The following is a 24,293-nucleotide window of genomic DNA, read 5'->3' on the forward strand; positions in this document are numbered from 1 at the left end:
ATCCCATGTCGACTACATCGAATACCCCAGCAGCCGATCGCCCCGCCGCCAGTCAACAACCGAGCTGCAAAGTCAGCGCGAGCCCGCAGGAAGCGCCCGCCTCGCCGCCCGGCAAGCGGCCCGCGCCGCCGTGTACGCTGGTGATCTTCGGCGCCGGCGGCGACCTGACCAAGCGGCTTTTGATGCCGGCGATGTACAACCTCGCGGTGGATGGCCTGCTCGACGACGGCATGAAAATCATCGGCGTGAATCATGGCGAGCGCGAGACTAGCGTGTGGCGCGAAGATCTGCACAAGTCGCTCGAACAGTTTGCCGCCGACAAAGCCAGCACTTTCCACGCCGGCAAGCTCGACGACAAGGCGTGGGACTGGGTCGCGCAACGCCTCGAATACATGCCCGGCGAATTCGAAACCGACGATGTCTTCACGAAGCTCAAGCAAAAGCTCGAGCAGACGCCCGGCGCCAACGTGATCTTCTATCTCGCGGTCAGCGCGCGCTTTTTCAAACCGATCGTCGAGCATCTCGGCAAAGCGGGTCTGCTGAAAGAGGGCGACAGCGGCGGTGGTTTCCGCCGCATCGTGATCGAGAAACCGTTCGGCACCGATCTCGCCTCGGCGCGCGATCTGAACGCGCATATCCTGTCGTACGCGAAAGAGACGCAGGTGTATCGCATCGATCACTTTCTCGGTAAGGACACCGTGCAGAGCATTCTCGCGGTGCGCTTCGCCAACGCGCTGTTCGAACCGATGTGGCGGCGCGAATATATCGACAGCGTGCAGATCACAGCGGCGGAAACCATCGGCGTGGAAGGGCGCGGCAAGTTCTACGAACAGACCGGCGCGTTCCGCGACATGCTGCCGAACCATCTGTTCCAACTGCTCGGCATGGTCGCCATGGAGCCGCCCAATTCGTTCGACGCAGAAGCCGTGCGCGACAAGAAGGCCGAAATCTCCGACGCGATCAAGCCGCTGACGCCGGACGATGTCGTGTTCGGTCAATACGAAAAGGGTCCGGCCGGTGTCGGCTATCGCGAGGAACCGGACGTCGCGCCGGACAGCACGACGGAAACGTACGCCGCGGCGCGCGTGTTCGTCGAGAACTGGCGCTGGGCCGGCGTGCCGTTCTATCTGCGCACCGGCAAACGGTTGGCCGCGCGTCGCACGGAAATCTCGGTGCAACTGAAGCCGGTGCCGTTCCGCCTGTTCCGCGACACACCCGTCGATGCGCTCACGCCGAACGTGCTGACCTTGCGCATCGATCCGGCTCACGGCACGAGCTTCGACTTCAACGTTAAAACGCCGGGGCCGGTCATGCAGATCGGCGCGGTGCAGTCGTCGTTCGACTATGCCGACTTCTTCGCGGAACGCGCCAACGTCGGCTATGAGACGTTGCTCTACGACTGCATGCTCGGCGACGAGACGCTGTTCCAGCGCGCCGACAGCATCGAAACGAGCTGGTGCGCGGTGGACGACGTGCTGCATCCGAAAGCCGGCGGCGCGATGCCGGTGCATGGTTATGCGGCCGGCAGCGAAGGCCCCGCGGAAGCAGACGCGCTATTGGCGCGCGACGGTCACGCATGGCGGCCGTTGAAAAGGGATGCTGTGCAGAAGAAGTAATTCAACGAGTCGCACCAACACAATCGGGGGACACCGTGGTGACACGCAAGACGACACCTAAGACGGCTAGCAAGACGACCCGCAAGGCACCAGGCAAGACGCCAAGCAGGACGCCAAGCAGGACGACACGCAAGACGGCAAGTAAGACGGCAAGTAAGACGAAAGTGACCACCAGCACCGAGCGGATTCTGGCAATCGACGTCGGCGGTACCGGCTTGAAAGCCGCGATCATCGACGCCGACGGCAAGATGAAAACCGAGCGCCTGCGGGTGGCGACGCCACATCCGTGCACGCCGGATCAACTCGTGGACGCGCTTGCGAAGCTGGTTGCGCCGCTCGTCGAACAGGAGCCGCCTACGCTGATGTCGATCGGCTTTCCGGGCGTGGTGCGCAACAACCGCATCCTGACCGCGCCGCACTTCGGCGTGGAAGGCTGGCACGACATTCCGCTCGCCGATTCGCTGGCGCAGCGCCTGGGCGGCTTGCCGGTGCGCATGATCAACGACGCCGAGATGCAGGGCTTCGCCGCGATAGAAGGCCACGGCCTCGAATTCGTGCTGACGCTCGGCACGGGCGCGGGCACGGCGATGTTTCGCGACGGCGAGCTGATGCCCCATCTGGAGCTCGCGCATCATCCGGTCAGCAAGAAGGGCGTGGCGTACGACGAATACATCGGCGACGCGGCACGTGAAAAAGCCGGGAATAAACGGTGGAACCGGCGCGTTGAGAAGGTGATCGGGATTCTGGGCGCGCTGGTGAACTACGACAAACTGTGGATCGGCGGCGGCAACGCGGCGCGCCTCACGATCGATCTGCCAGCGAACACGGCCACCGTTTCGAACGATGCGGGTATCGAAGGCGGCGCGCGTTTATGGCATCCGAGGTCCGTGCGTGAGACGCGGCAATTGCCGGAAGCGAATGAGCGGACGGGCCGCTTCAAGTGAGGTTGGACCACCTCTGAACCCTAGCCGGAGTAACAAACGATGATTCGCAGCAGTCGCTTCGGCGTCGCACGACGCCTGTTATCGGTCGGCGTGTCTGCCGCGCTGGCGCTTGCCGCGGTGCATGCCCGCGCGGCGGAAGTCTTCGTGGTGACGTCACCGGGTTTGGCCGACGGCGGCACGCTGGATTCGAGCCACGCGGCGAGCGCGAACAATTGCGGCGGCGGCAATGTGTCACCGGCTCTGCAATGGCGGAATGCGCCAGCCGGCACGAAGAGTTATGCGGTGACCCTGTTCGATCCCGACGGCGGAAAGGGTCTGGGAATCGTGCACTGGGTGCTATATGGCGTCGCGCCCTCGACGACTTCGCTTGGCGCGGGCGGCAGCCAGCCGCCCGGCAGCGTCGCCGGCACGAATCGGACGGGCGGCACGGGATATTACGGACCATGCCCGCCAGTGGGGGACAACCCGCATCACTACGTCGCGCAAGTCTATGCGCTCGATCTGCCGCCGGATGCGCTGCCGCCCGGTTTGACGCGGGACGCATTGTTCGCCGCAATCAAGGACCACGTGATTGCGGCGACGAGCACGGTGCTGCGTTACGGGCGATGAACGCGGCGGCCGTCGCGACAGGCGACTACGCTTATCGCGCCGCGTCGCCCCAACGGTATTCAATGCTGGCTTCATCGAGCTGCGTCTTGATCTGCTCATCGAGCACGAGCTCGGACGCAGCGAGCGTGTCGCTCAATTGCTCGGCGCGGCTCGCGCCGATAATCGCCGACGTGACGAGCGGATTCGCCAGCACCCAGGCGAGCGAAACGCGCGTCAGCGATTCGCCGGTCGGCGCCACGATCGCTTTCAACTGCTCGATCGTCTCGAACTCGCGCTTGTGCCAATACCGTTGCTGATACATCGCGCCGGCCTTGCCGACGGTTTCGGTGAAACGGCCGGACGTCGGCGCGGCATCCAGTTGGTGCTTGCCTGTGAGCAGGCCGCCCGCGAGCGGGTTGTACGGCATCACGGCCAATTGCTCTTCGGCCGCGAGCGGCAACAGTTCGCGCTCGATCTGGCGGAACAACAAGTTATAACGAGGTTGCACGGAGACGAAGCGCGCCGCGCGCAACACATCGGCGCGGCCCAAGGCGCGCGCCAGCCGGTAAGCGAGAAAGTTCGATACGCCGATATAGCGCGCCTTGCCTGATCGCACGATCACGTCCAGCGCCTCGAGCGTTTCGTCGAGCGGCGTATTCGCGTCGTCGGAATGGAGCTGGTAGAGGTCCACGTAATCCGTGCCGAGACGTTGCAACGAGGCGTCGATTGCATTCAGCAGATGTTTGCGCGACGCGCCTTGGTCCCACGCCGATGGTCCCATCTTGCCCACCGCTTTCGTCGCCAGAATGAAGTGCTCGCGCTTGCCCTTCAGCCAGCGCCCGACGATCTCCTCCGTGCGGCCGGCAATGTTCTCGCCGCCACCGAGCGGATACACATTCGCCGTGTCGATGAAGTTCACGCCGGCATCCGCCGCCGTATCGAGAATGCGATGGGAAACATCTTCTTCGGTCTGCAAGCCAAAGGTCATCGTGCCGAGACACAGGCGTGACACGGTCAGGCCGGTGCGGCCGAATTTGCGGTATTGCATGGTCAACTCCGGGAATGAACGGAACAGTTCGATAGGCAGTGTTGCAAAAAGGATAAACGGAGTCGGGATTTAGTGCCGGCAGCGGGCACTGGCAGACGTTATTAAATTGAAAGCTTTCCGGCAGCGTCTTTTTTACTTTCGAGCTCAAAAGCCTTTCGTTTCAACATACAAAACATTACAGAAATGTAATAAATAGGCCTGACAAAGGCCTGACAAATTACAAATGCCATACATCCGTAAAAAATAGAAACAATTCTGTTACTAGGGGTAAGGCGTGTCGCGATTGATGCGATTTTATGCGTGTGGAATGATAGCGATTCTCATTTAACCAAATAGCCAGCCATCCCGTCGTTTGTGCCGTGCGCACGAGACCGGCAGCCAGCCAATTGCGACTTTGTCATCGATTCCATCTCAGGTATGCGAATCCGGCAAGCGCATCTCCGACGGGAATTCCCATGTTCAACCACACGCCGCTTGCGACCGCGTTAGCGTTAGCTTTTGCCGTTCCCTTTGCGACTCCGGCGGTCGCGCAGACTGCTCCGCAAACCACTTCGCAGCCACCGGCCGCGAATGCAAATGCGACGACGACGACCACCGCGACCGACAGCGGCACCTTGCCGACCATCGGCGTGGCGGCGCAGGCTGAACAACAGGACTTCCAGGCGGAGCGTTCGACGGTGGGTGCAAAGACGCCCACGGCGCTGCGCGATATTCCGCAGACCGTCACCGTCATCAACAAGGCCGTGCTGCAATCGCAAGGCGCCACTTCGTTCCAGGACGCGCTGCGCAATGCGCCGGGTGTGACGATCGGCGCGGCTGAAGGCGGCCAGATCGGCAACAACATCAACCTGCGCGGCTTCACCGCGCAGAACGACATCTATCTGGACGGCTTCCGCGATCGTAACCAGTACTATCGCGACACGTTCGACCTCGACCAAATCGAAGTGCTGTACGGCCCGTCGTCGATGCTGTTCGGCCGCGGCTCGACGGGCGGCGTGATAAACCAGGTCAGCAAGAAGGCGAACCTGCATGACTCGGCCGAAGTCACGGGCATGATCGGCACCGACGACAAATATCGCAGCACTGTCGACGTGAACCATAAGCTGACGGATACCTCGGCGATTCGCCTGAACGCGTTCGGCCAAAGCCTCGGTTCGACGCGCGACGAGATGAAGAACAAGGACTACGGTATCGCGCCGGAAGTGCGCTTCGGAATCGGCACGCCGACCGAAGTGACGATCTCCGCGCTGATCCAGCACAACTACGACATGCCGGACTACGGCGTGCAGGCGTTGAACGGCCGCCCGTCGCCGGTGCCGAAGAACACGTTCTACGGCTTGACGACCGACCGCACGATCCAGGACGTGCAGACCGTCACTGCCGCGATCAAGCACAAGTTCTCGGACAACCTGATCCTGACGAACCAGACGCAGTTCTCGCACTCGATGACCGACGCGCGCGAAACCGCGCCGCAAGCGGTATTGACGGGCCCGCTCGCTACCAGCCCCGCGTTGAGCAACGGCAATTTCACGACGCTGTCGCCGTCGCAACTGTTCATCAAGTTGCAAAGCCACGACCGTGTGATCCAGAACCACTCGCTGTACAACGACACGATGCTCCAATACAAGTTCGTCACTGGCCCGATCAAGCACGACCTGATCGCCGGTGTCGACCTCGGTCACGACAGCTATTCGAACCAGGCGTACACCCGTAACAACTTGCCGGTCGTGACGATGGTGAACCCGGCGTATCTGTCCAACCCGGCCGGTGTGACCACCACGGTCGGCAACTACGCCGATTCCGGCGCGAACGAAATTGGCGCGTACGTGAACGACACCGTGTCGATCGGCCAGCAGTGGAAGGTGGTCGGCGGTTTGCGCTGGGATCGCTTCCAGGCGCAGATCCACAACTCGATCAGCCTGCCGAGCTATGCGACGCAGACCAACTTCTTCACCAGCGTGCGCGCCGGCGTGATCTATCAGCCGACCGACTGGCAGTCGTACTACGTGTCGTACGGCACGTCGTTCAATCCCTCGCTCGAAGCGCTGACGGTGACCAACCTCACGCAGAACCTTGCACCCGAGTCGACCAAGTCGTACGAAGTCGGCGGCAAATGGGATCTGCTCGGCGGCAATCTCTCGGTGACGTCGTCATTCTTCCGCGAAGAAAAGACCAACGCACGCACGCAGGTCTCGCCGACCGAATACGAACTCGACGGCGACATCCGCGTCGACGGTTTCCAGGCGGGCGTGACGGGCCACATTACCGACAAGTGGCAAGTGTTCGGCGGCTACACCTACATGGACGCCATCATCCTGAAGGCGCGCGACGGTACGCAAGGGCACGTGCCGGCCAACACGCCGCGCAACACGCTGATGTTCTGGACCACCTACGCGCTCACGCCGCACTGGGAAATCGGCGGCGGTCCGACCTATATGTCGCCGCGCTACGCATCGAATACGAACTACGTGCAAGTGCCGGGCTACACGCGCTGGGATGCGACCGCTGCGTACCACGCGAAGAAATACGACATCCGCCTGAACCTGCTGAACTTGACCAACAAGTACTACTACGACGCGCTGATTCCGTCGGACGGCGGCCGTTCCGTGCCGGGTATCGGACGTACCTTGTTGGCGACGTTCGACTACCGCTTTTGATATGCGTTGAACGGATGCGTTAGGCTTGCCGTTTTCGAACACGGTAAGCCGACGCAAAGGAAACACCATGTTGCTGCACATTCCGAATGTACTGAGCGCCGAGCAGTTGCGGCTCGTGCGCGAACGGCTCGACCAGGCGGGCGACGCCTGGGTCGACGGCCGCGCGACCGCCGGCTATCAGGGCGCGCCGGTCAAGCGTAATCAGCAGATCGCCGAGCACACGCCGATTGCGCGCGAACTCGGCGACGTGATTCTCGCGTCGATCGAGCGCAACCCGCTGTTCATCAGCGCGGTGTTGCCGAACCAGGTGTATCCGCCGCTGTTCAATCGTTACGAAGGCGGCATGCAGTTCGGCAGTCACGTCGACGGAGCCGTGCGCGTGCTGCCCAACGGCGTGAAGCTGCGCACCGACGTCTCGGTGACGCTGTTCATTTCCGAGCCCGCCGACTACGACGGCGGCGAGCTCGTGATCGAAGACACGTACGGCGTGCAGCAGGTCAAACTGCCGGCCGGCGACATGATCGTCTATCCGGCGACGAGTTTGCACCAGGTCACGCCGGTCACGCGCGGCGCGCGGATCGCGAGTTTCTTCTGGGTGCAAAGTCTCGTGCGCAGCGATACGCAGCGCGCGATGCTGTTCGACATGGACACGGCGATTCAACGGCTGAACGCCACCAACGCCGACGATACCGCGCGCCGCAGTCTCGTCGGCATCTATCACAATCTGTTGCGGACCTGGAGCGAGACGTGAGCGTACCTGAGGCAATCGACATTCAATCGCCCGTGGGCATCGACCATGCGACGCGTGAGCCGCGGCGGCTGGATGACGACGAATTGAAAGCGCGGCAGCAGCGCTCGCGCCGCGCCACCTTCGTCAAATGGCTGCGCAAGGTGCATGGCTGGGTTGGCTTGTGGGGCGCGGCGCTGGGTCTGTTGTTCGGCACCACGGGGTTCCTGCTGAACCATCGCGGCGGCCCGCTCAAAGTATCGACCGGCGAGCCGCAAGTGGCGGTGTTGCAGGTGCCGTTGCCGCAACCCGCGCCGGAGTCGCCGCGCGAGTTGGGCAAATGGCTCAAGCACGAACTGAAACTGACGGGCACGCCAGGACGCGTTCAGAAAGAGCCGGCACATCCGGTGGCCTGGGGCGAGCGCAGCGTCGTTCAGCCGGAGCACTGGCAGCTCAACTTCGCGTCGCCGCATGAGAACACGTCCGCCGAGTACTGGGTGGGCAACGGCTATGTGACGGTCAAGCGCAGCGAGAACACGTTTCTCGCGATGATGACGAACCTGCACAAGGGCGTCGGTCTGAGCGTCGGCTGGGTGCTGCTGATCGATACGCTCGCAGGCAGCATCATTTTGCTGTCGCTCACCGGCGTTCTGCTCTGGACGGAGTTGAACAAACGCAAGACCATCGGCGCGGTGCTGGTGCTGGGATCGATCGTCGCCGCGGTGTGTGTGGGCTTGTAGTAAAGACGCTGCGGGCATTGCGTGAGCGAGAAAAACCGGTCGCATGCGGAAGGCATTGCGATCGGGAAATTTGCCTGTCCCAAGGCGCTGCATCAAGGTACGTTTTACCTGCATTTCCGTTTCATTTCGCGGTGTCCCGTCGACGCCGCCCAATCCTCTGCCTAACGTGCAGTCCCACGCCGCGAAAAGCCCGCTGTGCCGGGCTTTTGCGCCTCGTCTCATCTTCCTCCGGCATACCGCTACGTGCGAGAATCGCGCTACATCAATTGCGTGGTGATCGTTAGCCATCCGTCGTATCAGGCACCGCTTTTGCAATAGCGGTCCGCACGAATATGACCCGCCGCGTCGAGGAGATCGCGTTGAAACAGCCGGACCGCTTCATGTCGGATGCACCGCCCGCCGGCCTGGCCGCCCCGTCCTTTCTTGCCGGCGGCGGCGAACTGGGCGCGCTGATCCGCGCCTACGACTGGACGCAAACGGCGCTCGGCGCGCCCGATACCTGGCCGCAAGGTCTGAAGATCGCGATCCGCATCATGCTCACGTCGCGTCAACCGATCTGGATCGGCTGGGGCGACGAGCTGCTCTATTTCTACAACGACCCGTACAAATCGATCATTGGCGGCAAGCATCCGGTCGCGCTCGGTCAACCGACTCACGTGGTGTGGCGAGAAATCTGGACCGACATCGAGCCGCTTCTGGCTACCGCGCTGGCGGGCGCCGAGGGCATCTTCGTCGAACAGAAGCTGTTGATCATGGAGCGCAACGGCTTTCCCGAGGAGACGTATTACACCTTCTCGTACAGCCCCATTCCCGGCGAGAACGGCGAACCCGGAGGCATCATCTGCGCCAACAGCGACGACACCATGCAGGTGGTCGGCGAACGGCAACTGGCGCTGCTGAAGGAACTGGCGGCGGTCAGTCCGGACGGCCGCGACTGGCGCGAGGCGTGCGAACTCAGCGCGCGCGCGTTGCAGTCGAATCCGCAAGACCTGCCCTTCGCTTTGCTATACGCAGCCGAATCCGGCAGCGACACGGTCACGCTGGTCGGGGCGTGCGGCATCGAGCCGGGCCATCCGGCCGCACCGCAGACAATGCGTGTCGGCGATTCGCTCTGGCCGGTCGCCGACGCGCTCAAGATCCAGGCGCCGCAACTGGTGCGCGACTTGACGCAGCGCTTCGGCACCGCGTTGCCGAGCGGCCCGTGGCATCTCGCGCCGGAGCAGGCGGTCATCCTGCCGGTGTCGCCCGGCAGCGAGTCGACGCAGACGGTGGTTCTAATCGCCGGCCTGAACCCTTGCCGCATTTTTGACGACGCCTATCGCAGCTTCCTGAACCTGGCCGCCGGCCAGATCGGCGCGGCGATCGGCTACGCGCAGGCGTATCAGGAAGAGCGGCGGCGCGCGGAAGCGCTGGCCGAAATCGACCGCGCGAAAACCACGTTCTTCTCCAACATCAGCCACGAATTCCGCACGCCGTTGACGCTGATGCTCGGCCCGCTCGAAGAACTGCTTGCCAAGCCGCAGCAGGCCGCGAACGGTGACAGCGCACAGACGGGCAGCGATATCGACGACCGCGCGCTGATCGAGATCACGCATCGCAACGGCTTGCGTCTGTTGAAGCTCGTCAACGCACTATTGGATTTCTCGCGGATCGAGGCGGGCCGCATCGAGATTCACACGGAACCCACCGACATCGCCTCCTTCACGGCCGAGCTCGCGTCGCTGTTCCAGTCCGCGATCGAGGCGGCCGGCCTGCGTCTCGAAGTGGAGATTCCGGCCACGCCCGTGGTCGTGCAACTCGACCGCGAGATGTGGGAAAAGGTCGTGATGAACCTGCTGTCGAACGCATACAAGTTCACGTTCTTCGGCACGATCCGCGTCGTGGTTCGCGCTGACGAAGGCGGTGGCGTCGAGGTCAGTGTGACCGATAGCGGTATCGGCATTGCGGAAGAAGAAGTGCCGCGCCTCTTCGAGCGCTTTCATCGTGTGGCGGGCGCACCCGGTCGCTCCGTCGAAGGCAGCGGCATCGGGCTCGCCATGGTGCAGGAACTGGTGAAGCTGCACGGCGGCACGGTGCGGGTCGACAGTGTGCTCGGCGAAGGCGCGTGCTTTACCGTTTCGCTGCCGCGCGGTGCCGTGCTGTCCCGGCCCGAGGATGCAATCGTGCATGCCGCCATGAGCAAGCACGCGCGCACCTATGTCGATGCCGCGTTGCGCTGGAGTCCGGAGAACGAAATTCTCGCCGACGCGTCGATCGGCGCAACGCCGGCAGGCGAGGTATCGCCGGAGGCTGCGCCGGTCGCCGCCGCGCGGCTGCTGGTCGTCGACGACAATGCGGACTTGCGCGAGTACATGAGCCGCATCTTGCGAGCGGCGGGCCACGACGTGCGGCTCGCCACCGACGGCCAGGCCGCGCTGGAAGCCGCGCGCGCGGAACCGCCCGATCTGGTGCTCTCCGACGTGATGATGCCGCGCCTCGACGGCTTTGGCCTGCTACGCGCACTGCGCGCCGATCCGGACTTGCGCGACACGCCGGTGCTGATCCTGTCCGCGCGTGCGGGAGAGGAAGCGCGCGTCGACGGCATCGAGCATGGCGCAGACGACTACCTGACCAAGCCCTTCTCCGCGCGCGAACTGCTGGCTCGCGTGTCGGGCAACCTGCAACTCGCGCGCTTGCGCCGCGAGACGGAGATGAAGCTGCGCGAGGAATCGCGCACGCTGGAGATTCTCAATCGCGTCGGCTCGACCGTGGCGGCTGAACTCGATCTGAACCGCGCGGTGCAGATCGTGACCGACGCGGCCACCGAACTGACCGGCGCGGCATTCGGCTCGTTCTTCTATAACGTGCTCGACCAGAAGGGCGGCAGCTACATGCTGTACACGCTGTCCGGCGTGCCGAAGGAAGCGTTCGAACGATTTCCTATGCCGCGCAACACGGCGGTGTTCGCGCCCACGTTCCAGGGCGAAGGCATCGTCCGCGTCGACGACATCACGCAGGATCCGCGCTATGGCCACAACGCGCCGCATCGCGGCATGCCGGAGGGCCATCTGAAGGTGCGCAGCTATCTGGCCGCGCCGGTGCAGTCGCGCAGCGGCGAAGTGGTCGGCGGCTTGTTCTTCGGCCACCCGGAGCCCGGCGTGTTCACCGAGCGTGCCGAGCGGATCGTGGCCGGCATCGCCGCGCAGGCGGCGATTGCCATCGACAACGCGCGCTTGTATCAGGCGGCGCAAACCGAAATCGCCGAGCGCACCAAGGCGCAAAGCGCGTTGCGCGATCTGAACGAAACGTTGGAGCGCCGCGTGATCGAGACGGTGGCGGACCGCGACCGTCTGTGGGAGTTGAGCGAGGATCTGCTGGTGGTGGCCGATATCGAAGGCCGCTTGCAGCGTGTGAGTCCTTCGTGGAGCACGGCGCTCGGTCATAACGTGCATTGGCTGATGTCGCGTTCGTATGTCGATCTGGTTCATCCGGATGACGTAGAGACTGTCCGCACGCATCTGGCCGAATTGCGCAGAACGGGCGTGCCGGTGCGTTATGAAAACCGTTTCAAGCGGATCGACGGCACATGGCGCTGGGTCGCGTGGACGCTCGCGCTCGATCCCGACTCGGCGCGCATTCACGGCGTAGGCCGCGACGTCACCGCCGACAAGGAAACCACCGAGGCGCTGCGGCACGCCGAAGAAGCGCTCCGGATGGCGCAGAAAATGGAAGCGATCGGCAAGCTCACGGGCGGCGTCGCACACGACTTCAACAACCTGCTGCAAGTGATCGGCGGCAATCTGCAATTGCTGGCGAAAGACGTGGCCGGTTCGGAGAAGCCCGAGCAGCGCGTGCGCAATGCGCTGGCGGGCGTGGCGCGCGGCGCGAACCTCGCCTCGCAACTGCTCGCGTTCGGGCGGCGTCAGCCGCTCGCGCCGAAGGTCGTCAATCTCGGCCGCTTCGTGCGCGGCCTCGACGACATGCTCAGGCGCGCGCTCGGCGACGGCGTCGAAATCGAAACGATCGTGTCGGGCGGCTTGTGGAATACGCTGGTCGATCCGTTCCAGGTCGAGAACGCGCTGCTGAATCTGGCGATCAACGCGCGCGACGCCATGAACGGCCACGGCAAGCTCACGATCGAAGCCGGCAACGCCGCGCTCGACGACGCCTACGCCAAGCGCAACGCAGACGTCACGCCGGGCCAGTACGTGATGCTGGCGGTCACCGACACGGGCTCCGGCATGCCGCCGGAAGTGCGCGAGCGCGTGTTCGAGCCGTTCTTCACGACCAAGCCTGAAGGTCAGGGCACGGGCCTCGGCCTGAGCATGGTGTATGGCTTCGTCAAGCAATCCGGCGGCCATGTGAAGATCTACAGCGAGGAAGGCCACGGCACGACGATCCGCATTTATCTGCCGCGGGTGCGCCAGGAAGAAGACCTCGAAACGAACATCGACGCCGGTCCTGCCAAGGGCGGCACGGAAACCATTCTGGCGGTCGAGGACGACGAAGAAGTACGCACGACCGTGGTCGAAATGCTCTCCGATCTCGGCTACCGCGTACTGAAGGCGAAAGACGCGCCAAGCGCGCTGGCGATCGTCGAAAGCGGCGTGCCGATCGACATGCTGTTTACCGATGTGGTGATGCCCGGTCCGCTGCGCAGCACCGAACTCGCCCGCAAGGCGCGCGAACGGTTGCCGGCAATCGCGGTGCTGTTCACGTCGGGCTATACGGACAACGCGATCGTGCATTCGGGGCGACTCGATGAAGGCATCGAATTGCTCAGCAAGCCGTACACGCACGAAGCGTTGGCGCGCAAAGTCCGCTACGTGCTGCAAGCGCAGAATCCGCAAGCGGCCGAAATCGCCGAGGCCGAACAGCATCTTCTCGAGATCGATCCGCCCGTAATGCCGGACAGCGCCGATAGTTTCGTCGCTCAGACGCGGCTGCGGATTCTGCTGGTTGAAGACGACGAGCTGATTCGCGTGAGCACCGCCGAATTGTTGCGCACGTTCGACTTCGACATTCTGGAAGCCGAAGGCGAGCATGACGCCAAGCAGATTCTCAGCGAGCACGCGATCAGCGTGATGTTGACCGACGTGGGGCTGGCGGGCAAGTCGGGCATCGACCTGGCGCTCGATGTGTGCCGCGAGCGGCCCGATTTGCGCGTGATCTTTCTGACCGGCTACGACCTCGTGCTGACGCCGGAGCAGCGCGCGGTCTTGCCGCACGCGATCCTGTTGCGCAAGCCCTACGATCCGCTCGATCTCATCGATGCACTGAAAACGCCGCTGCGCTAAAACCGCTGCGCGCGGCCGGCGTTGCCGGCCCGCCAGCGGGAAAGTGGGCGCTCGCGCTAGAATTCTCGCAGACCGCCACAACTGCTGGCTCCGCCGGAATTCGCCGATGACCACACCCGCCAACGATGTCGACGCCGCGCTCGTCACGCGGCGTTCGATTCGCGCCTTTCTGCCCACGCCGGTGTCGCGCGCCGACATCGAAGCCATTCTTGAAGCCGCCAGCCGCGCGCCTTCGGGTACCAATACGCAGCCGTGGAAAGTCTACGTGGTGAGGGGCGAGTCGCTGGCGCGTCTCTCGCAAGCCTTGCTTGCCGCTTACGACGACCCGCAACGCGACGCGCTGTATCAGGAAGAGTATCCGTACTATCCGCATCGATGGGTGTCGCCGTATATCGATCGGCGCCGCAAAATCGGCTGGGATCTGTATGGCCTGCTCGGCATCGAGAAGGGCGACAAGGCGCGCATGCATGAACAGCATGCGCAGAACTACCGCTTCTTCGGCGCACCGGTGGGTTTGTTCTTCACCATCGACCGGGTGATGGAGCGCGGCAGCTGGCTCGACTACGGCATGTTCCTGCAGGCGATCATGACGGCCGCGCGCGGACGGGGTCTCGATACGTGTCCGCAGGCCGCGTTTACGCCGTTTCATCGGGTAATTGCCGAGCATCTCGGCTTGCCGTCGCAAGAGCAACTGGTGTGCGGCATGTCGCTCGGTTTCGCCGACGAAAACGCATTGGTCAACACGTTACGCACTGAGCGCGAACCAGTCGAACGGTTCACGCGATTTCTCGATTGACGGCGCTTGATCGCGATCGAGGCAATTTCCCCACCTTCCATCGGACCCATATGAAAACATCGCGTCGCCATTTTCTGCTGCTGGGCGTGAGCGCGGGCTCGGCGCTCATGCTCACCCGTGCGGCCTTTGCCGATACGGCTAACAAACTCAGCGAAGCCGATCCAAAGGCGCAAGCCGTCGGCTACAAGGAGGACGCGTCCAAGGTCGACAAAGCGAAATTCCCCGGCTACGCCTCCGGACAAACCTGCGCCAACTGCTCGCTGTTCCAGGGCAAAGCCAACGACGCATATGGCGGGTGCACGCTGTTCGGCGACAAGCAGGTCGCGGCGCCTGGCTGGTGCAGTTCGTACTCGAATATGTGAACCGCGAGAGGCGCCGCGCGAGCTTCGAGCGGCGCCTAGTTCAACGCGCTCAGCACCAATTCATGCGATCGGCCGATCCATACGGCCGCGTCGCGGTGATCGCGTAGCGCGTCGCCGGTATTGGGGTGCACGAAGATATCCAGTGTGCCGTGATTCAGCGTGAGCCAGCCGACCAGCTCGGCGAATCGCGCCTGCGTGAACGCGAGTTGATACGACCACATGGGATGCGGTCCCACCGGGCGCTCGTGAAAGCGGCCCAGTTGCAATTTGTCGCCCCAGTGCGCGTCGATCTGCTCGCGGAAAGTCCACGCGGCGTCGCGGCTGCTCGCATCGAAATACACGTGGGCGTGCCAGCTTGCGATGGCGGAGGTGTCGCGAAAGGTCATAACAGGTCCGTTGCGTATCAGTCTTTATCCGACATTCATTCTGCTTCAATTTCCGCCGACGCGCGCGGCGCGCGCCTCATGTGAAACTGTCTCTCATCTTCGCCGACGATCTCGAAGCCGAGGCGCTCGTATAGGCGCCTCGCGGGATTGCCTTTGAGCACCTTGAGGGTGACCGGCAATGCGTCGGCCTGCGCGGCGCGCAACACCGTATGCAGCGCGCGTTCGCCGATACCGCGCCCTTGAAGCGCCGGCGTGATCTGCAATTGCACGACGACCCACTCGGCGCCGGTGCGATGCGCTTTGAGCAAACCGGCCGGCGCGCCGTCGATGCAAATCACGCGCGCCGTGTCATAACGGTGCAGCAGACGCGCGCGATGCTCGGTATCGTCCGACGGTTCGCCGACGCGCGCCAGGTGCTCCGTCATGGTCGCCTTGCGCAGCTCGAACAGGAAGGCCTCGTCCGTGTCCAGCGCCGGACGCAGGGTGAAGACAGGTTCTTGAACGGACATATTGGTAACGTTTCCGGCGTGCCGGCGGCTAGTAAGAATGGCCGTGAATTGTCGCGCCAGCAGCGCTTTTTTACCACGCGGTTATGTTTGCGCCTCTCGACTTTGCTGTTCGCCGGTCGTGCCGATGCCGCCGGCCGATGGTCCGCGCTATGACGGATTCGCGCGCTGCCGCGTGCGCCGCTTCAGACGCGGTCGGCGTTTGCGGCGTGCCGAAGGCGTCGTGTCGTCTGCTTGCAGTGCGCTCGCGACGTTTCGCGCGACGTGTTTGGTGCTCATTGGCATGCGCTTTGCTTTTGCCTTATCCGCGAATTGCTGGCGCGTGCGGGTTCGAACGTCGAGCCGCCGAGGAACGACGCCAACCTGGCATAACAACGAAAATGCTGAATACGAAACCACATACGGTCACGCACGGGGTCGACGGCGACGCGATGACGCTCGTCTTTTATCCCGATACCGGTTGTCTGCGCTTTGTCGATGCGCGCGGCACGTGCCACGAGCTTCGGCCGCCGCATTCCTGGTTCGCGCTTTCGTCCGCGTCGCGAGGCGCCCGGCGCGGCACGCAAGCCATGACGGAAGGATTAAACGCACTGCTGCATGAGTTCCGCGCGAAACGTCCGCGCTGGTTGAGCGCGCTTGCTCCGGCCCACTCGACGGTGGTCTAGCGCACAGTGAGCATGGCTGTGGCGCGATAGCGTGTATTGGTCAGTCAAAAGAACTCGACGGGCGGTTTCGCGTTTGTATTCAGTTTTTTTCGGTGTCGTTCGTTCAAGACGGCGAGCGGCTTAACGAACTTTGCGAGGTGGGCCATGGAGATTATCGAGCTTGAACCAAGCGTCTCGGCAGACGGACGCGCGGTGATTTTCCAGCTTTCGACGCGAGGACGGGACCTCGAGTGCGCCGTCACGCGAGAGGCCTTGGAACAGCATTTCTGGTTGCAACGCGACGCCGGCGAGGAACGCGTACTGAAGACGTTCGCGGACGGGCGCAAACGCATTACCGCTGTGGCGGAAAGAAAAATGCTGGCGCGTCCCGGCGAAAAAGTGCTGCTGACGATCAGCGATTTCGCCGCCCGGGGTTGATGAGTTTAGGCTGCTCGTCTTGCAAGCGCACATGCTCAAAGTTCAGCGAGCGACGGTGACGGGGCCGTCGCTCGCGTCGTTGCCGATCCGATCGGCGTTTTTCGGCCGCCCAGCTGAGGTCGCCGACTACGTATCGGCGCGGTAAATAACCGCGCGTATCGCCGTGGCGGCGCAGGCTGCGCGCCGCTCACCTCTGAGGAAATCGGCCTGTTACGCCGATTCGCCAAACTGGCCTGTCAAATCCCTTCGCTTCGCCCAATTGCATTCGCAGGGGCCGGAATACACTGTTTTCCATGGAGCGACAAATCACCGAGCCCCATCGACGCGGTCTTCCCCCCGCGTTGTTTTGAACCGTACCGTTGATGGCAGTTTGCCGCGGTTGTCGAACGCGGCAGGGCAGTAAAGCAGTAGGTAGTCGAAGCAATGCAAACGGCGCGCGATCCATGTAATTTGCGCGTGAATCAGCAGGGGGTTGCAGCCAGGCGATGTTGAAGGCAAAGGACCCGGCTGTGATTGCAGTGAGCAGTTCCGTAACGAATGTTTTTTGCAGCAGCAATATAGGCAGCACGGTTTTATTTGCGGTGGTAGTTCAAGCAACACAGCTTTAGCAGATGTAGTTCAAGTACTTACAGCTTTTTAGTTTGCGGTGGGTATAGGTCGGCAAGCATCCACGCGCGAGTACGACTGTTCCATCCTGTCAGACCCTGTTCCCTCGCGGGAACAGGGTTTTTTTTCGTCGTGACACGCGACGCGACTTGCAATTGGCAAGTTCGAACCGATATGCCAGCGTTGCGCTACGCGGTGCGCTTTTGGGCGGCATCGAACAGCCGGCCGGCCGCGTAGTATGAGATGCTTCATACAAACCGGACTTGAAGTCGTTTAAGTCTGTCTTAATAGTTGCTTGCGATGATGGCTGCACAGACTCACATCAGGGCCTGTCAAGCCGCCGGCGTATCGGCGGCGTTTGCCACCGGAGAGCAGAAGAATTCGGTGGCGAAGCCGAGAGTTAGAGAAGGAGGTTGAACCGATATGTCCAGTAAATCGCGAGTCCGCAAGCACAACCAGTCGGCCATGTCCCCGTTGTTGCGCGCGTTGACCTATAGCCGCACCGCCCATGAGCCGGTTACGTCGGCGATGCTTCTGCAGTGCTACGCCGCCCTCGATGCATTCCGGCACGGCCACGGCTCGCGGAATCTGCATATGACCTTGAGCCGGCATTTGCTGGTGTCGCAAGAACTTGCGCGCCTCGGACTCGGCGAGGACGTGTTGTCCGACATCGAAAGCGCGCATGCGGCGATGGTTCAGCTCGACGCGCGCGAACACGACGAAGGCGCGTGGGCCCTGCAAGACGGCGAATACGCCCGCCTGTGCACGGCGTTGGCAATTCTCGACGGCCAACTCTCCGTGGCATCGTTGAGCGAGATTGCTAGTGCGGAAGCGAGAATGATCGAAGGATTGATGCGGTCCGCGCAGGTCCAGGCGATTGCGGAAGCGGCGGTCTGAACCGCACGCACGGGTTTCTTCTTTCTCATACGCGCAGATGAAACGCCCCAGTGGGGCGTTTTTTTTATTCGGCCGCATGCGCGTGCCAAGGAACAGTGCTAATCGTTGTACGCCGTTAAATCGTAGAAGGCGAACCCGTCGTGCTGCAACTGGAGCCACCACCGCCGCACCCGCTGAACTGGAAAATGGCCAAGGCCACGACGGCGGCAATGCCGGTGCGCACTAACGATCGATGCATGATTTTCCCCGCTGCTCTGATCATTCGATTGCTTGTGAATCGGCCATCCTTTTGCGGGCAGATTTTGCTGCCGATTACGCACAATCTGGACCGTACATCGTCGTTAGATTGAAGGCCGATTATTCGCGGGTGTCAACGCGGTAAAACGAGCGGCAATTTCGCTGCGGTCTTCAGCGCATTGCGGGAATATTTCAATGCGGCGATATCGTGTCGCACGGTAAAAAACAATCCCCCTGCCGTTTGGATATTACGAGTCTCCGTAAGACGTCCGATTGGCCGCCGCGCCAGCGCCGGGTCAGGTTTGCCGGAGGCTTTCATGCTTGTTAGACTGCCTCTCGCAAACTCACCGCAAGCGCGTTTTTGCCTTCATACGCCTCCAGGGCGTTCACGTCTGCGGCGCGATCAAATCGGAGACGCCATGTCTTATATGCTGCTCATCGTCGAACCCCCGGATCAACGCATTGAACGCGGTGAAGCTGCGGGCCGCGAAGTCTATGACCAGATGGTCCGTTTCGCCGCCGACCTGAAAGAGCGCGGCAAACTGGTCGCGGTCGAATCGCTCACTTCGCTGAACGACGCCGTGCGCGTTCAGGTGCGCGACGGCCAGCCGAAACTGCTCGATGGCCCGTTCGCCGAAGCCAAGGAAATGGTCGGCGGGTTCTTTCTCCTCAATTGCGAAACCCGTGAAGAAGCCGTGGCGATAGCGCAGACCTGCCCGGCGGCAACGTGGTGCACGGTCGAGGTCCGCAAGCTCGGACCTTGTTTCCTCTAGCCGATTCGCGCATCGGCAGCATGTGTTCTTGGGGTTTTCCCTGGCGGATCGGCGAGTGTGTCGATCCGGCTGTGCGTTACTCGTCGTGTGAGTAAGAAGCCGGCCCACGGGCGCGGCACTCCCTCTCAGAACGACAAAGGAGTAACGGCGATGCGATTCATGATCCTCGTAAAAGCGACCGCTGCCAGCGAAGCCGGCGAGATGCCGGAAGCGTCCCTGATGGCCGCAATGGGCGCGTACCACGAAGAGCTCGCCAAGGCCGGCGTGCTGCTCGACGCGACCGGCCTGCAACCGAGTTCGAAAGGCTGGCGGGTTCGCTACAGCGGCGGCAAGCGCTCCGTGGTCGACGGTCCGTTTCCGGAAACCAAGGAACTGATTGCCGGCTACACGCTGATCCAGGTGCGCTCGCGTGAAGAAGCCATGGAATGGGCGCGGCGCTTTCCGGCGCCGTTCGGCGAGCAAGCGGATGGCGAAATCGAAGTGCGTCAATTGTTCGAACTCGACGACTTCGAACAGAGCCCCGAGTTGGACCGGTTCCGTGAACTGGACGCGGGCAAGCGCTAAGGCGGGAACGCGAAGCCCGCTCCGGCTTTATCGAAGGATTCATCATGCTCAAGACCATACTGATTGCCGTGGTTGCGGCCGTGGGCCTGCTGTCGGTCTACGCGGCGACTCGGCCCGACACATTTCGCATTGAACGCAGCGTGCGCATTCAGGCGCCGCCCGAGCGGATTTATGCGCTGATCGACAATCTCCACCGATTCAACTTGTGGAATCCGTTTCTGCGCAAAGACCCCGCGGCCCAAGGCACCTATAGCGGCACGCCGAACGGCAAGGGCGCGCGTTATGCGTGGCAAAGCGAAAAGGTCGGCGTGGGGCAAATGGAGATCGTCGATACGGCGGTGCCCTCGAGCGTGACGTTCAACCTCGATTTTCTGAAGCCGTTCGAAGCGCACAACATGGCCGAATTCACGTTGAAGCCTGAAGCGGGCGCGACGGAAGTGACCTGGGCGATGCACGGACCCACGCCGTTCATGTCGAAGCTGGTTCAGGTGTTCTTCAACATGGACAAAATGGTCGGCAAGGATTTCGAAGACGGCCTGAACAATCTGAAAACGCTCGCCGTAGCGAATTGAACACGGTGCGTGGCGGCCGGAGCGGCGCAACGCTCGCACTGAGCGCGAAGCGCCCAAGCCGTCCGAACCACAACCCGATCACTGGACTCCATCATGCATAAGCAGATCTACGTCAATCTCGCGGTTGACAACCTCGAACGATCGAAAGCCTTCTTCAGCGCGATCGGTTTGAGCTTCGAACCGCAATTCACGAACGGACAGGCGGCCTGTCTGATCCTCGGCGAGAACATCTACGCGATGCTGCTGGTCAAGGACCTGTTCAAGTCGTTCACGCGCAAGTCGCTGTGCGATCCGAAGGAGAGCACGGAAGCGCTGGTCGGGCTGTCGTGCGAAAGCCGGGCGGAGGTGGATGCGCTGGTCGCCAAAGCGCTCGCCGCCGGCGGCACCGTGCCGCGCGCGCCGCAGGATTATGGTTTCATGTATGGGCACGGCTTCGAGGATATCGACGGCCACATCTGGGAGCTCATCCACATGGACCCGAACGCCAAGACGGCGGGCTGAGGCTGTGACCACGGCAGCCACCCACCGTGCCATCGAGGCCGTCTGGCGGATCGAATCCGCCAAGGTCATCGCCCACGTCGCGCGGATCGTGCGCGACGTCGGGCTCGCCGAAGAACTGGCGCAAGACGCGCTGGTGGCCGCGCTCGAACATTGGCCCGACGCCGGCGTGCCCGACAACCCGGGAGCATGGCTGATGGCGACCGCAAAGAACCGTGCCCTCGACCGCTTGCGGCAGGAAGCACTGCACGCCCGCAAGCGCCAGGAGCTGGGTCACGATCTCGACGCGATGGAGGCTCACCTCGTGCCCGATTTCGTCGATTCCCTCGATGCCGCCCGCGCCGACGATATCGGCGACGACCTGCTGCGGCTCGTGTTCACCGCGTGCCACCCGGTGTTGTCGACCGATGCGCGCGTCGCGCTCACGCTGCGCCTGCTCGGCGGCCTCACCACGGACGAAATCGCGCGCGCGTTTCTCGTGCCGGAGCCGACTGTCGCCCAGCGGATCGTGCGGGCCAAGCGCACGCTGTCGGCGGCCAAGGTGCCGTTCGAGGTGCCGCAGGCGGACGCACGCGCGCCGCGGCTTGCCTCGGTGCTGCAGGTCATCTATCTGATTTTCAACGAAGGCTATTCGGCCACGGCCGGCGACGACTGGATGCGTCCCGCGCTCTGCGAGGAAGCGCTGCGGCTCGGCCGCGTGCTGAGCGGTCTCGTACCCGACGAGAGCGAAGTGCACGGCCTCGTCGCGCTGATGGAGATCCAGGCCTCGCGCACGCATGCGCGCACGGATGCGCAGGGCCGTCCGGTGCTGCTGCTCGATCAGGATCGAAGCCGCTGGGATCCGCTTCTGATCCGTCGCGGGCTGACCGCGCTCAACAGCGCGCATGCGCTGGGCGGCGCCAGCGGCCCGTACGCGTTGCAGGCAGCGCTCGCCGCCTGTCACGCTCGTGCGCGTCGCGCGAGCGATACCGACTGGACGCAGATCGTCGCGTTGTATGACGCGCTGGCGCAAGTGGCGCCGTCGCCGGTGGTCGAGTTGAATCGCGCGGTGGCGGTCGGCATGGCGTTCGGTCCGGCGGCCGGCCTGGAGATCGTCGATGCGCTGGCAAGCGATGCCGCGCTGGCGAACTACCACTGGCTGCCGAGCGTGCGCGGCGATCTGCTGGCGAAGCTCGGACGCGTGGAAGAAGCGCGCGCCGAGTTCGAACGTGCCGCGGGGATGACGCGCAATGCACGCGAGCGCGAGTTGTTGCTCGAACGCGCGCACGGCATCGCGCATTGAGCCTTGAGTCTTAGCGTCGTAACCGCTACCGGATCAACTGACGCACGCCCAACGCGACGAACCGCGGACCCATCAATCACACTGCACTCCTTCTTTCGCGCCGCGCGGCGCTTCACTCATCAAGCCGAGAAAAACGCCAACGCGCCGGTGATCACGCCCGCTCCCGCCACCACGAACGAGAGATTGCGCAACCACTTCTTGCGTGTCAGCAACGTGATCGCGCACAGGGCGATCGCCACCTGAATCAGCGTGGTGGCCTGCGCCCAACGATGATGGCCGTGCAGCAACGCTTCGCTGCGGGCGTCGTTATCGACGACTTCCTTTTCGATCGCTTCGGCCTTCGCGCGGATCGGCTCTTTCTGCTGCTTGTATTTGTCGACGTCGGCGAGGAATTTCGCATGCGCGTCCGTGTTGCCGGTGGACAGCGCCGCGCCGAGTTCGGCGAGATTTTGCTTCTCGCCCTTCGCCTGGTAGTAGTTCCACTGGTTCGACGCTTCGGTCTTTTTGATGGCGGCTTCGTTCTTGTAGTACAGCGCAAGATTTTCGCTATTGCCGCTCTGGTACGCGCACAGCGCGCCGATCGTCGCGAGGATCGCCGTGATCACGGCCATGCGGCTCGCAAACGGATCCGCGTCGTGATGACCGGCGTGTTCCACGGCATGGTCGTGCGGACCATGCACTTCATATTCTTCAGGCATCTGATTCTCCGAGGCAAAGCTTTTCTTGTCGTATGCGGGCGGCGCACGAGCCCGTCGGGCTCAATCTTAGCGTGTGACGCAGGGTGACGGAAAAGGTGCCTCGTGGAGATGCGGCCGCGTCGGCGTTTATTCGACGGCTACGCGGAACTCAACGCGAGCGAAGTGCAGCGGCAAGATGCGAGTCAATGAATGCCTGACGCCAGCCAGGTCCGCACCAACGGAATCATATGTTCGCCGCCAAGCATGCCGAGCAGCCCGACCAGCGCGATGGTCGGCGGCGCGGGCGACTTCACTTCCATCACGCTGTAGAGGAGGCCGACCACGACACCGGCGGCCAGCGAGATCAAATACGCTTTCATGACTGTTGTATCCAGATGAGAGGCGGGCTGCCACGCCCGCCGGTCGCAATGGCGATTACATCGTGATGACGACCCGGCCGCGTGTGCCGGCGGCCACGGCCTCGTAGGCTTCGCGAGCGCGTTCGAGCGGGAATGTCTGCGCGATGGCCGGTCCGGTCAGCTTGCCGGTTTCGAAGCCCTCGACTAGCGCCGTCATCAACGGCGCCGATTCCGCGACGCCTAGCTTCGCGCTATCCACACCGAGCAACTGCGTCTCGTTGTGATAGAAGTCGATCAGATCGAATTCGACGCGGCGCTTGCCCGTGCCGCTGATTTCGAGCACGCGGCCACGGCGTTTGACGAGGCTCAATGCCATCTCGAACGCCACGCCGCCGACCGTGTCGTATACCACGTCCGCACCCGCGCCGTCGGTCAGCGCCCTCAAACGGTCCGTGGTGTTTTCATCGAACGGCACGTACTCGTCGATCAGGCGGCCCGCCGGCGTATCCGCGTCGAGCGGATGACGGTCCACGGCGATCACACGGGCGCCGCGCGCCTTGGCGATCTGCACCACCGCACCGCCCACGCCGCCACCGGCGCCGATCACGGCGATGGTCTCACCCGCTTGCAACTGCGCGTACTCGACCGTGCCGAGCCAGGCGACCACGAAGTTCACGCCGATCGCGGAGGCTTCGGCATGGCTCAGCGTTTTGGGTTTGCGCGACAGTGCCGCGAGCGGCACCTTGATGAACTCGGCATGCGTGCCGTCGCGCGTGAAGCCGATGTCGCCGCCGGTACCCCACACATCGGCGCCGAGCCAGGCTTGCGGGCCGTCCACCACCACGCCGCTAAAGTCACGCCCCGGCGTGCGCGGCAGCACCGTATGTCCGAAATGCCCGGAGACGTTCTTGACGTCGCTCGGATTCACCGAGGCCGCCTTGACTTGCACGACGACGTTGTCGGCGTCGGCTTGCGGCGTCGGCAGTTCGATGTGGTCGAGCACCTCGGGGCTGCCGAAGGATTTGAACTGGATGGCTTTCATCGTATGTCGCTCCAATTGGATTCCGGGCTGCGTTGCGCAGTAGATTGAACGTTAGTCT

General features: G+C 63.0%; 25 protein-coding genes. 18 read left to right on the forward strand and 7 right to left on the reverse strand.

Translation table 11 applies throughout. The annotated features are described in order from the left end of the window. Positions 1 to 5 precede the first annotated feature (5 nt). From zwf to ACQKRQ_RS28855, 3 genes are all read left to right on the forward strand, one after another. Positions 6 to 1,616 (forward strand): glucose-6-phosphate dehydrogenase, encoded by a 1,611-nt coding sequence (gene zwf / locus ACQKRQ_RS28845; RefSeq protein WP_427481049.1) that lies wholly within the window; start codon positions 6 to 8, stop codon positions 1,614 to 1,616. A 164-nt stretch (positions 1,617 to 1,780) separates the two neighbouring features. Beyond that, positions 1,781 to 2,560: an ROK family protein gene (locus ACQKRQ_RS28850; RefSeq protein WP_427481050.1), complete on the forward strand. Its 780-nt coding sequence runs from the start codon at positions 1,781 to 1,783 to the stop codon at positions 2,558 to 2,560. A 39-nt stretch (positions 2,561 to 2,599) separates the two neighbouring features. Continuing rightward, positions 2,600 to 3,169 carry a YbhB/YbcL family Raf kinase inhibitor-like protein gene (locus tag ACQKRQ_RS28855; RefSeq protein WP_132379188.1) on the forward strand — a complete coding sequence of 190 codons (570 nt, stop codon included), beginning with the start codon at positions 2,600 to 2,602 and terminating at the stop codon, positions 3,167 to 3,169. Between the two features lie 31 nt (positions 3,170 to 3,200). Here the strand turns inward: ACQKRQ_RS28855 and ACQKRQ_RS28860 are convergent, their stop codons facing one another. Beyond that, positions 3,201 to 4,196 carry an aldo/keto reductase gene (locus tag ACQKRQ_RS28860; protein ID WP_132379186.1) on the reverse strand — a complete coding sequence of 332 codons (996 nt, stop codon included), beginning with the start codon at positions 4,194 to 4,196 and terminating at the stop codon, positions 3,201 to 3,203. Positions 4,197 to 4,651: 455 nt separating this feature from the next. Between ACQKRQ_RS28860 and ACQKRQ_RS28865 the strand changes: the two genes are divergently transcribed. From ACQKRQ_RS28865 to ACQKRQ_RS28890, 6 genes are all read left to right on the forward strand, one after another. Then, positions 4,652 to 6,853 (forward strand): TonB-dependent receptor, encoded by a 2,202-nt coding sequence (locus tag ACQKRQ_RS28865; protein WP_408313534.1) that lies wholly within the window; start codon positions 4,652 to 4,654, stop codon positions 6,851 to 6,853. Positions 6,854 to 6,920: 67 nt separating this feature from the next. After that, positions 6,921 to 7,604, forward strand: a complete 684-nt coding sequence (locus tag ACQKRQ_RS28870) for a Fe2+-dependent dioxygenase (protein ID WP_132379182.1) — start codon at positions 6,921 to 6,923, stop codon at positions 7,602 to 7,604. Continuing rightward, complete coding sequence (locus ACQKRQ_RS28875; RefSeq protein ID WP_427481051.1) at positions 7,601 to 8,320, forward strand: PepSY-associated TM helix domain-containing protein; 720 nt, start codon at positions 7,601 to 7,603, stop codon at positions 8,318 to 8,320. The genes ACQKRQ_RS28870 and ACQKRQ_RS28875 overlap by 4 nt, the downstream gene beginning before the upstream one ends. A 332-nt stretch (positions 8,321 to 8,652) precedes the next feature. Further along, complete coding sequence (locus ACQKRQ_RS28880) at positions 8,653 to 13,596, forward strand: response regulator (RefSeq protein ID WP_427481052.1); 4,944 nt, start codon at positions 8,653 to 8,655, stop codon at positions 13,594 to 13,596. 106 nt (positions 13,597 to 13,702) lie between these two features. Beyond that, positions 13,703 to 14,392, forward strand: a complete 690-nt coding sequence (locus tag ACQKRQ_RS28885; protein ID WP_408286202.1) for a nitroreductase — start codon at positions 13,703 to 13,705, stop codon at positions 14,390 to 14,392. A 50-nt stretch (positions 14,393 to 14,442) separates the two neighbouring features. Further along, positions 14,443 to 14,754, forward strand: a complete 312-nt coding sequence (locus tag ACQKRQ_RS28890) for a high-potential iron-sulfur protein (protein WP_427481053.1) — start codon at positions 14,443 to 14,445, stop codon at positions 14,752 to 14,754. A gap of 35 nt (positions 14,755 to 14,789) precedes the next feature. Here the strand turns inward: ACQKRQ_RS28890 and ACQKRQ_RS28895 are convergent, their stop codons facing one another. Together ACQKRQ_RS28895 and ACQKRQ_RS28900 are read right to left on the reverse strand one after the other, a co-directional pair. Continuing rightward, a complete protein-coding gene (locus ACQKRQ_RS28895; RefSeq protein ID WP_427481054.1) occupies positions 14,790 to 15,140 on the reverse strand; it encodes a DOPA 4,5-dioxygenase family protein in 351 nt (116 codons plus the stop codon). A gap of 35 nt (positions 15,141 to 15,175) precedes the next feature. Further along, positions 15,176 to 15,649 carry a GNAT family N-acetyltransferase gene (locus ACQKRQ_RS28900; RefSeq protein ID WP_132379170.1) on the reverse strand — a complete coding sequence of 158 codons (474 nt, stop codon included), beginning with the start codon at positions 15,647 to 15,649 and terminating at the stop codon, positions 15,176 to 15,178. A 377-nt stretch (positions 15,650 to 16,026) separates the two neighbouring features. On the opposite strand from ACQKRQ_RS28900, the gene ACQKRQ_RS28905 reads away from it, so the two are divergent. The 4 genes from ACQKRQ_RS28905 to ACQKRQ_RS28920 all read left to right on the forward strand — a co-directional run bounded on the left by ACQKRQ_RS28905 (position 16,027) and on the right by ACQKRQ_RS28920 (position 18,581). After that, positions 16,027 to 16,311: a hypothetical protein gene (locus tag ACQKRQ_RS28905; RefSeq protein WP_427481055.1), complete on the forward strand. Its 285-nt coding sequence runs from the start codon at positions 16,027 to 16,029 to the stop codon at positions 16,309 to 16,311. Positions 16,312 to 16,455: 144 nt separating this feature from the next. Continuing rightward, entirely contained in the window at positions 16,456 to 16,728 is a 273-nt protein-coding gene (locus ACQKRQ_RS28910; protein WP_095421882.1) for a DUF1488 domain-containing protein, read from the forward strand. Positions 16,729 to 17,757: 1,029 nt separating this feature from the next. Continuing rightward, positions 17,758 to 18,231, forward strand: a complete 474-nt coding sequence (locus ACQKRQ_RS28915; RefSeq protein WP_132379168.1) for a hypothetical protein — start codon at positions 17,758 to 17,760, stop codon at positions 18,229 to 18,231. Positions 18,232 to 18,371: 140 nt separating this feature from the next. After that, complete coding sequence (locus ACQKRQ_RS28920) at positions 18,372 to 18,581, forward strand: hypothetical protein (RefSeq protein WP_427481056.1); 210 nt, start codon at positions 18,372 to 18,374, stop codon at positions 18,579 to 18,581. Between the two features lie 20 nt (positions 18,582 to 18,601). Here the strand turns inward: ACQKRQ_RS28920 and ACQKRQ_RS28925 are convergent, their stop codons facing one another. Further along, positions 18,602 to 18,787: a hypothetical protein gene (locus tag ACQKRQ_RS28925; RefSeq protein WP_427481057.1), complete on the reverse strand. Its 186-nt coding sequence runs from the start codon at positions 18,785 to 18,787 to the stop codon at positions 18,602 to 18,604. A gap of 100 nt (positions 18,788 to 18,887) precedes the next feature. Between ACQKRQ_RS28925 and ACQKRQ_RS28930 the strand changes: the two genes are divergently transcribed. The 5 genes from ACQKRQ_RS28930 (at position 18,888) to ACQKRQ_RS28950 (ending at position 22,157) form a co-directional block, all read left to right on the forward strand. Further along, positions 18,888 to 19,241: a YciI family protein gene (locus ACQKRQ_RS28930; RefSeq protein WP_132379166.1), complete on the forward strand. Its 354-nt coding sequence runs from the start codon at positions 18,888 to 18,890 to the stop codon at positions 19,239 to 19,241. A 150-nt stretch (positions 19,242 to 19,391) separates the two neighbouring features. Continuing rightward, positions 19,392 to 19,805 carry a YciI family protein gene (locus ACQKRQ_RS28935; RefSeq protein ID WP_427481058.1) on the forward strand — a complete coding sequence of 138 codons (414 nt, stop codon included), beginning with the start codon at positions 19,392 to 19,394 and terminating at the stop codon, positions 19,803 to 19,805. A gap of 44 nt (positions 19,806 to 19,849) precedes the next feature. Next, positions 19,850 to 20,377, forward strand: a complete 528-nt coding sequence (locus tag ACQKRQ_RS28940) for an SRPBCC family protein (RefSeq protein WP_427481059.1) — start codon at positions 19,850 to 19,852, stop codon at positions 20,375 to 20,377. Between the two features lie 93 nt (positions 20,378 to 20,470). Further along, positions 20,471 to 20,878, forward strand: coding sequence for a VOC family protein (locus ACQKRQ_RS28945; RefSeq protein WP_408286210.1), 408 nt, complete (start codon positions 20,471 to 20,473; stop codon positions 20,876 to 20,878). A gap of 4 nt (positions 20,879 to 20,882) precedes the next feature. Next, the gene (locus ACQKRQ_RS28950; RefSeq protein WP_132379158.1) at positions 20,883 to 22,157 is read left to right on the forward strand and encodes an RNA polymerase sigma factor; all 1,275 of its coding nucleotides are present in this window, start codon (positions 20,883 to 20,885) and stop codon (positions 22,155 to 22,157) included. A 119-nt stretch (positions 22,158 to 22,276) separates the two neighbouring features. Here ACQKRQ_RS28950 and ACQKRQ_RS28955 read toward each other — a convergent pair whose 3' ends face one another. The 3 genes from ACQKRQ_RS28955 to ACQKRQ_RS28965 all read right to left on the reverse strand — a co-directional run bounded on the left by ACQKRQ_RS28955 (position 22,277) and on the right by ACQKRQ_RS28965 (position 24,235). After that, positions 22,277 to 22,855 carry a DUF4337 domain-containing protein gene (locus ACQKRQ_RS28955; protein WP_132379156.1) on the reverse strand — a complete coding sequence of 193 codons (579 nt, stop codon included), beginning with the start codon at positions 22,853 to 22,855 and terminating at the stop codon, positions 22,277 to 22,279. A gap of 182 nt (positions 22,856 to 23,037) precedes the next feature. After that, on the reverse strand, positions 23,038 to 23,214 hold the full coding sequence (locus tag ACQKRQ_RS28960) for a DUF1427 family protein (RefSeq protein WP_132379154.1): 177 nt from the start codon (positions 23,212 to 23,214) through the stop codon (positions 23,038 to 23,040). Positions 23,215 to 23,269: 55 nt separating this feature from the next. Next, positions 23,270 to 24,235, reverse strand: coding sequence for a quinone oxidoreductase family protein (locus ACQKRQ_RS28965; RefSeq protein WP_427481060.1), 966 nt, complete (start codon positions 24,233 to 24,235; stop codon positions 23,270 to 23,272). Between the last annotated feature and the right edge of the window lie 58 nt (positions 24,236 to 24,293).

The sequence above is a fragment of the Paraburkholderia sp. NPDC080076 genome, from assembly GCF_050281145.1.
In the GTDB taxonomy this organism is placed as follows: Bacteria; Pseudomonadota; Gammaproteobacteria; order Burkholderiales; family Burkholderiaceae; genus Paraburkholderia.

Excerpts from the sequence above, each read along its gene's own strand:
- ACQKRQ_RS28940 (WP_427481059.1), top strand. The coding sequence starts at position 19,850 with ATGCTCAAGACCATACTGATTGCCGTGGTTGCGGCCGTGGGCCTGCTG.
- zwf (WP_427481049.1), top strand. The coding sequence starts at position 6 with ATGTCGACTACATCGAATACCCCAGCAGCCGATCGCCCCGCCGCCAGT.
- ACQKRQ_RS28890 (WP_427481053.1), top strand. The coding sequence starts at position 14,443 with ATGAAAACATCGCGTCGCCATTTTCTGCTGCTGGGCGTGAGCGCGGGC.
- ACQKRQ_RS28870 (WP_132379182.1), top strand. The coding sequence starts at position 6,921 with ATGTTGCTGCACATTCCGAATGTACTGAGCGCCGAGCAGTTGCGGCTC.
- ACQKRQ_RS28865 (WP_408313534.1), top strand. The coding sequence starts at position 4,652 with ATGTTCAACCACACGCCGCTTGCGACCGCGTTAGCGTTAGCTTTTGCC.
- ACQKRQ_RS28885 (WP_408286202.1), top strand. The coding sequence starts at position 13,703 with ATGACCACACCCGCCAACGATGTCGACGCCGCGCTCGTCACGCGGCGT.
- ACQKRQ_RS28895 (WP_427481054.1), bottom strand. The coding sequence starts at position 15,140 with ATGACCTTTCGCGACACCTCCGCCATCGCAAGCTGGCACGCCCACGTG.
- ACQKRQ_RS28930 (WP_132379166.1), top strand. The coding sequence starts at position 18,888 with ATGTCTTATATGCTGCTCATCGTCGAACCCCCGGATCAACGCATTGAA.
- ACQKRQ_RS28960 (WP_132379154.1), bottom strand. The coding sequence starts at position 23,214 with ATGAAAGCGTATTTGATCTCGCTGGCCGCCGGTGTCGTGGTCGGCCTC.
- ACQKRQ_RS28925 (WP_427481057.1), bottom strand. The coding sequence starts at position 18,787 with ATGAAAGCCTCCGGCAAACCTGACCCGGCGCTGGCGCGGCGGCCAATC.
- ACQKRQ_RS28965 (WP_427481060.1), bottom strand. The coding sequence starts at position 24,235 with ATGAAAGCCATCCAGTTCAAATCCTTCGGCAGCCCCGAGGTGCTCGAC.
- ACQKRQ_RS28935 (WP_427481058.1), top strand. The coding sequence starts at position 19,392 with ATGCGATTCATGATCCTCGTAAAAGCGACCGCTGCCAGCGAAGCCGGC.
- ACQKRQ_RS28880 (WP_427481052.1), top strand. The coding sequence starts at position 8,653 with ATGACCCGCCGCGTCGAGGAGATCGCGTTGAAACAGCCGGACCGCTTC.
- ACQKRQ_RS28855 (WP_132379188.1), top strand. The coding sequence starts at position 2,600 with ATGATTCGCAGCAGTCGCTTCGGCGTCGCACGACGCCTGTTATCGGTC.
- ACQKRQ_RS28900 (WP_132379170.1), bottom strand. The coding sequence starts at position 15,649 with ATGTCCGTTCAAGAACCTGTCTTCACCCTGCGTCCGGCGCTGGACACG.
- ACQKRQ_RS28905 (WP_427481055.1), top strand. The coding sequence starts at position 16,027 with ATGCTGAATACGAAACCACATACGGTCACGCACGGGGTCGACGGCGAC.
- ACQKRQ_RS28860 (WP_132379186.1), bottom strand. The coding sequence starts at position 4,196 with ATGCAATACCGCAAATTCGGCCGCACCGGCCTGACCGTGTCACGCCTG.
- ACQKRQ_RS28910 (WP_095421882.1), top strand. The coding sequence starts at position 16,456 with ATGGAGATTATCGAGCTTGAACCAAGCGTCTCGGCAGACGGACGCGCG.
- ACQKRQ_RS28955 (WP_132379156.1), bottom strand. The coding sequence starts at position 22,855 with ATGCCTGAAGAATATGAAGTGCATGGTCCGCACGACCATGCCGTGGAA.
- ACQKRQ_RS28945 (WP_408286210.1), top strand. The coding sequence starts at position 20,471 with ATGCATAAGCAGATCTACGTCAATCTCGCGGTTGACAACCTCGAACGA.
- ACQKRQ_RS28915 (WP_132379168.1), top strand. The coding sequence starts at position 17,758 with ATGTCCAGTAAATCGCGAGTCCGCAAGCACAACCAGTCGGCCATGTCC.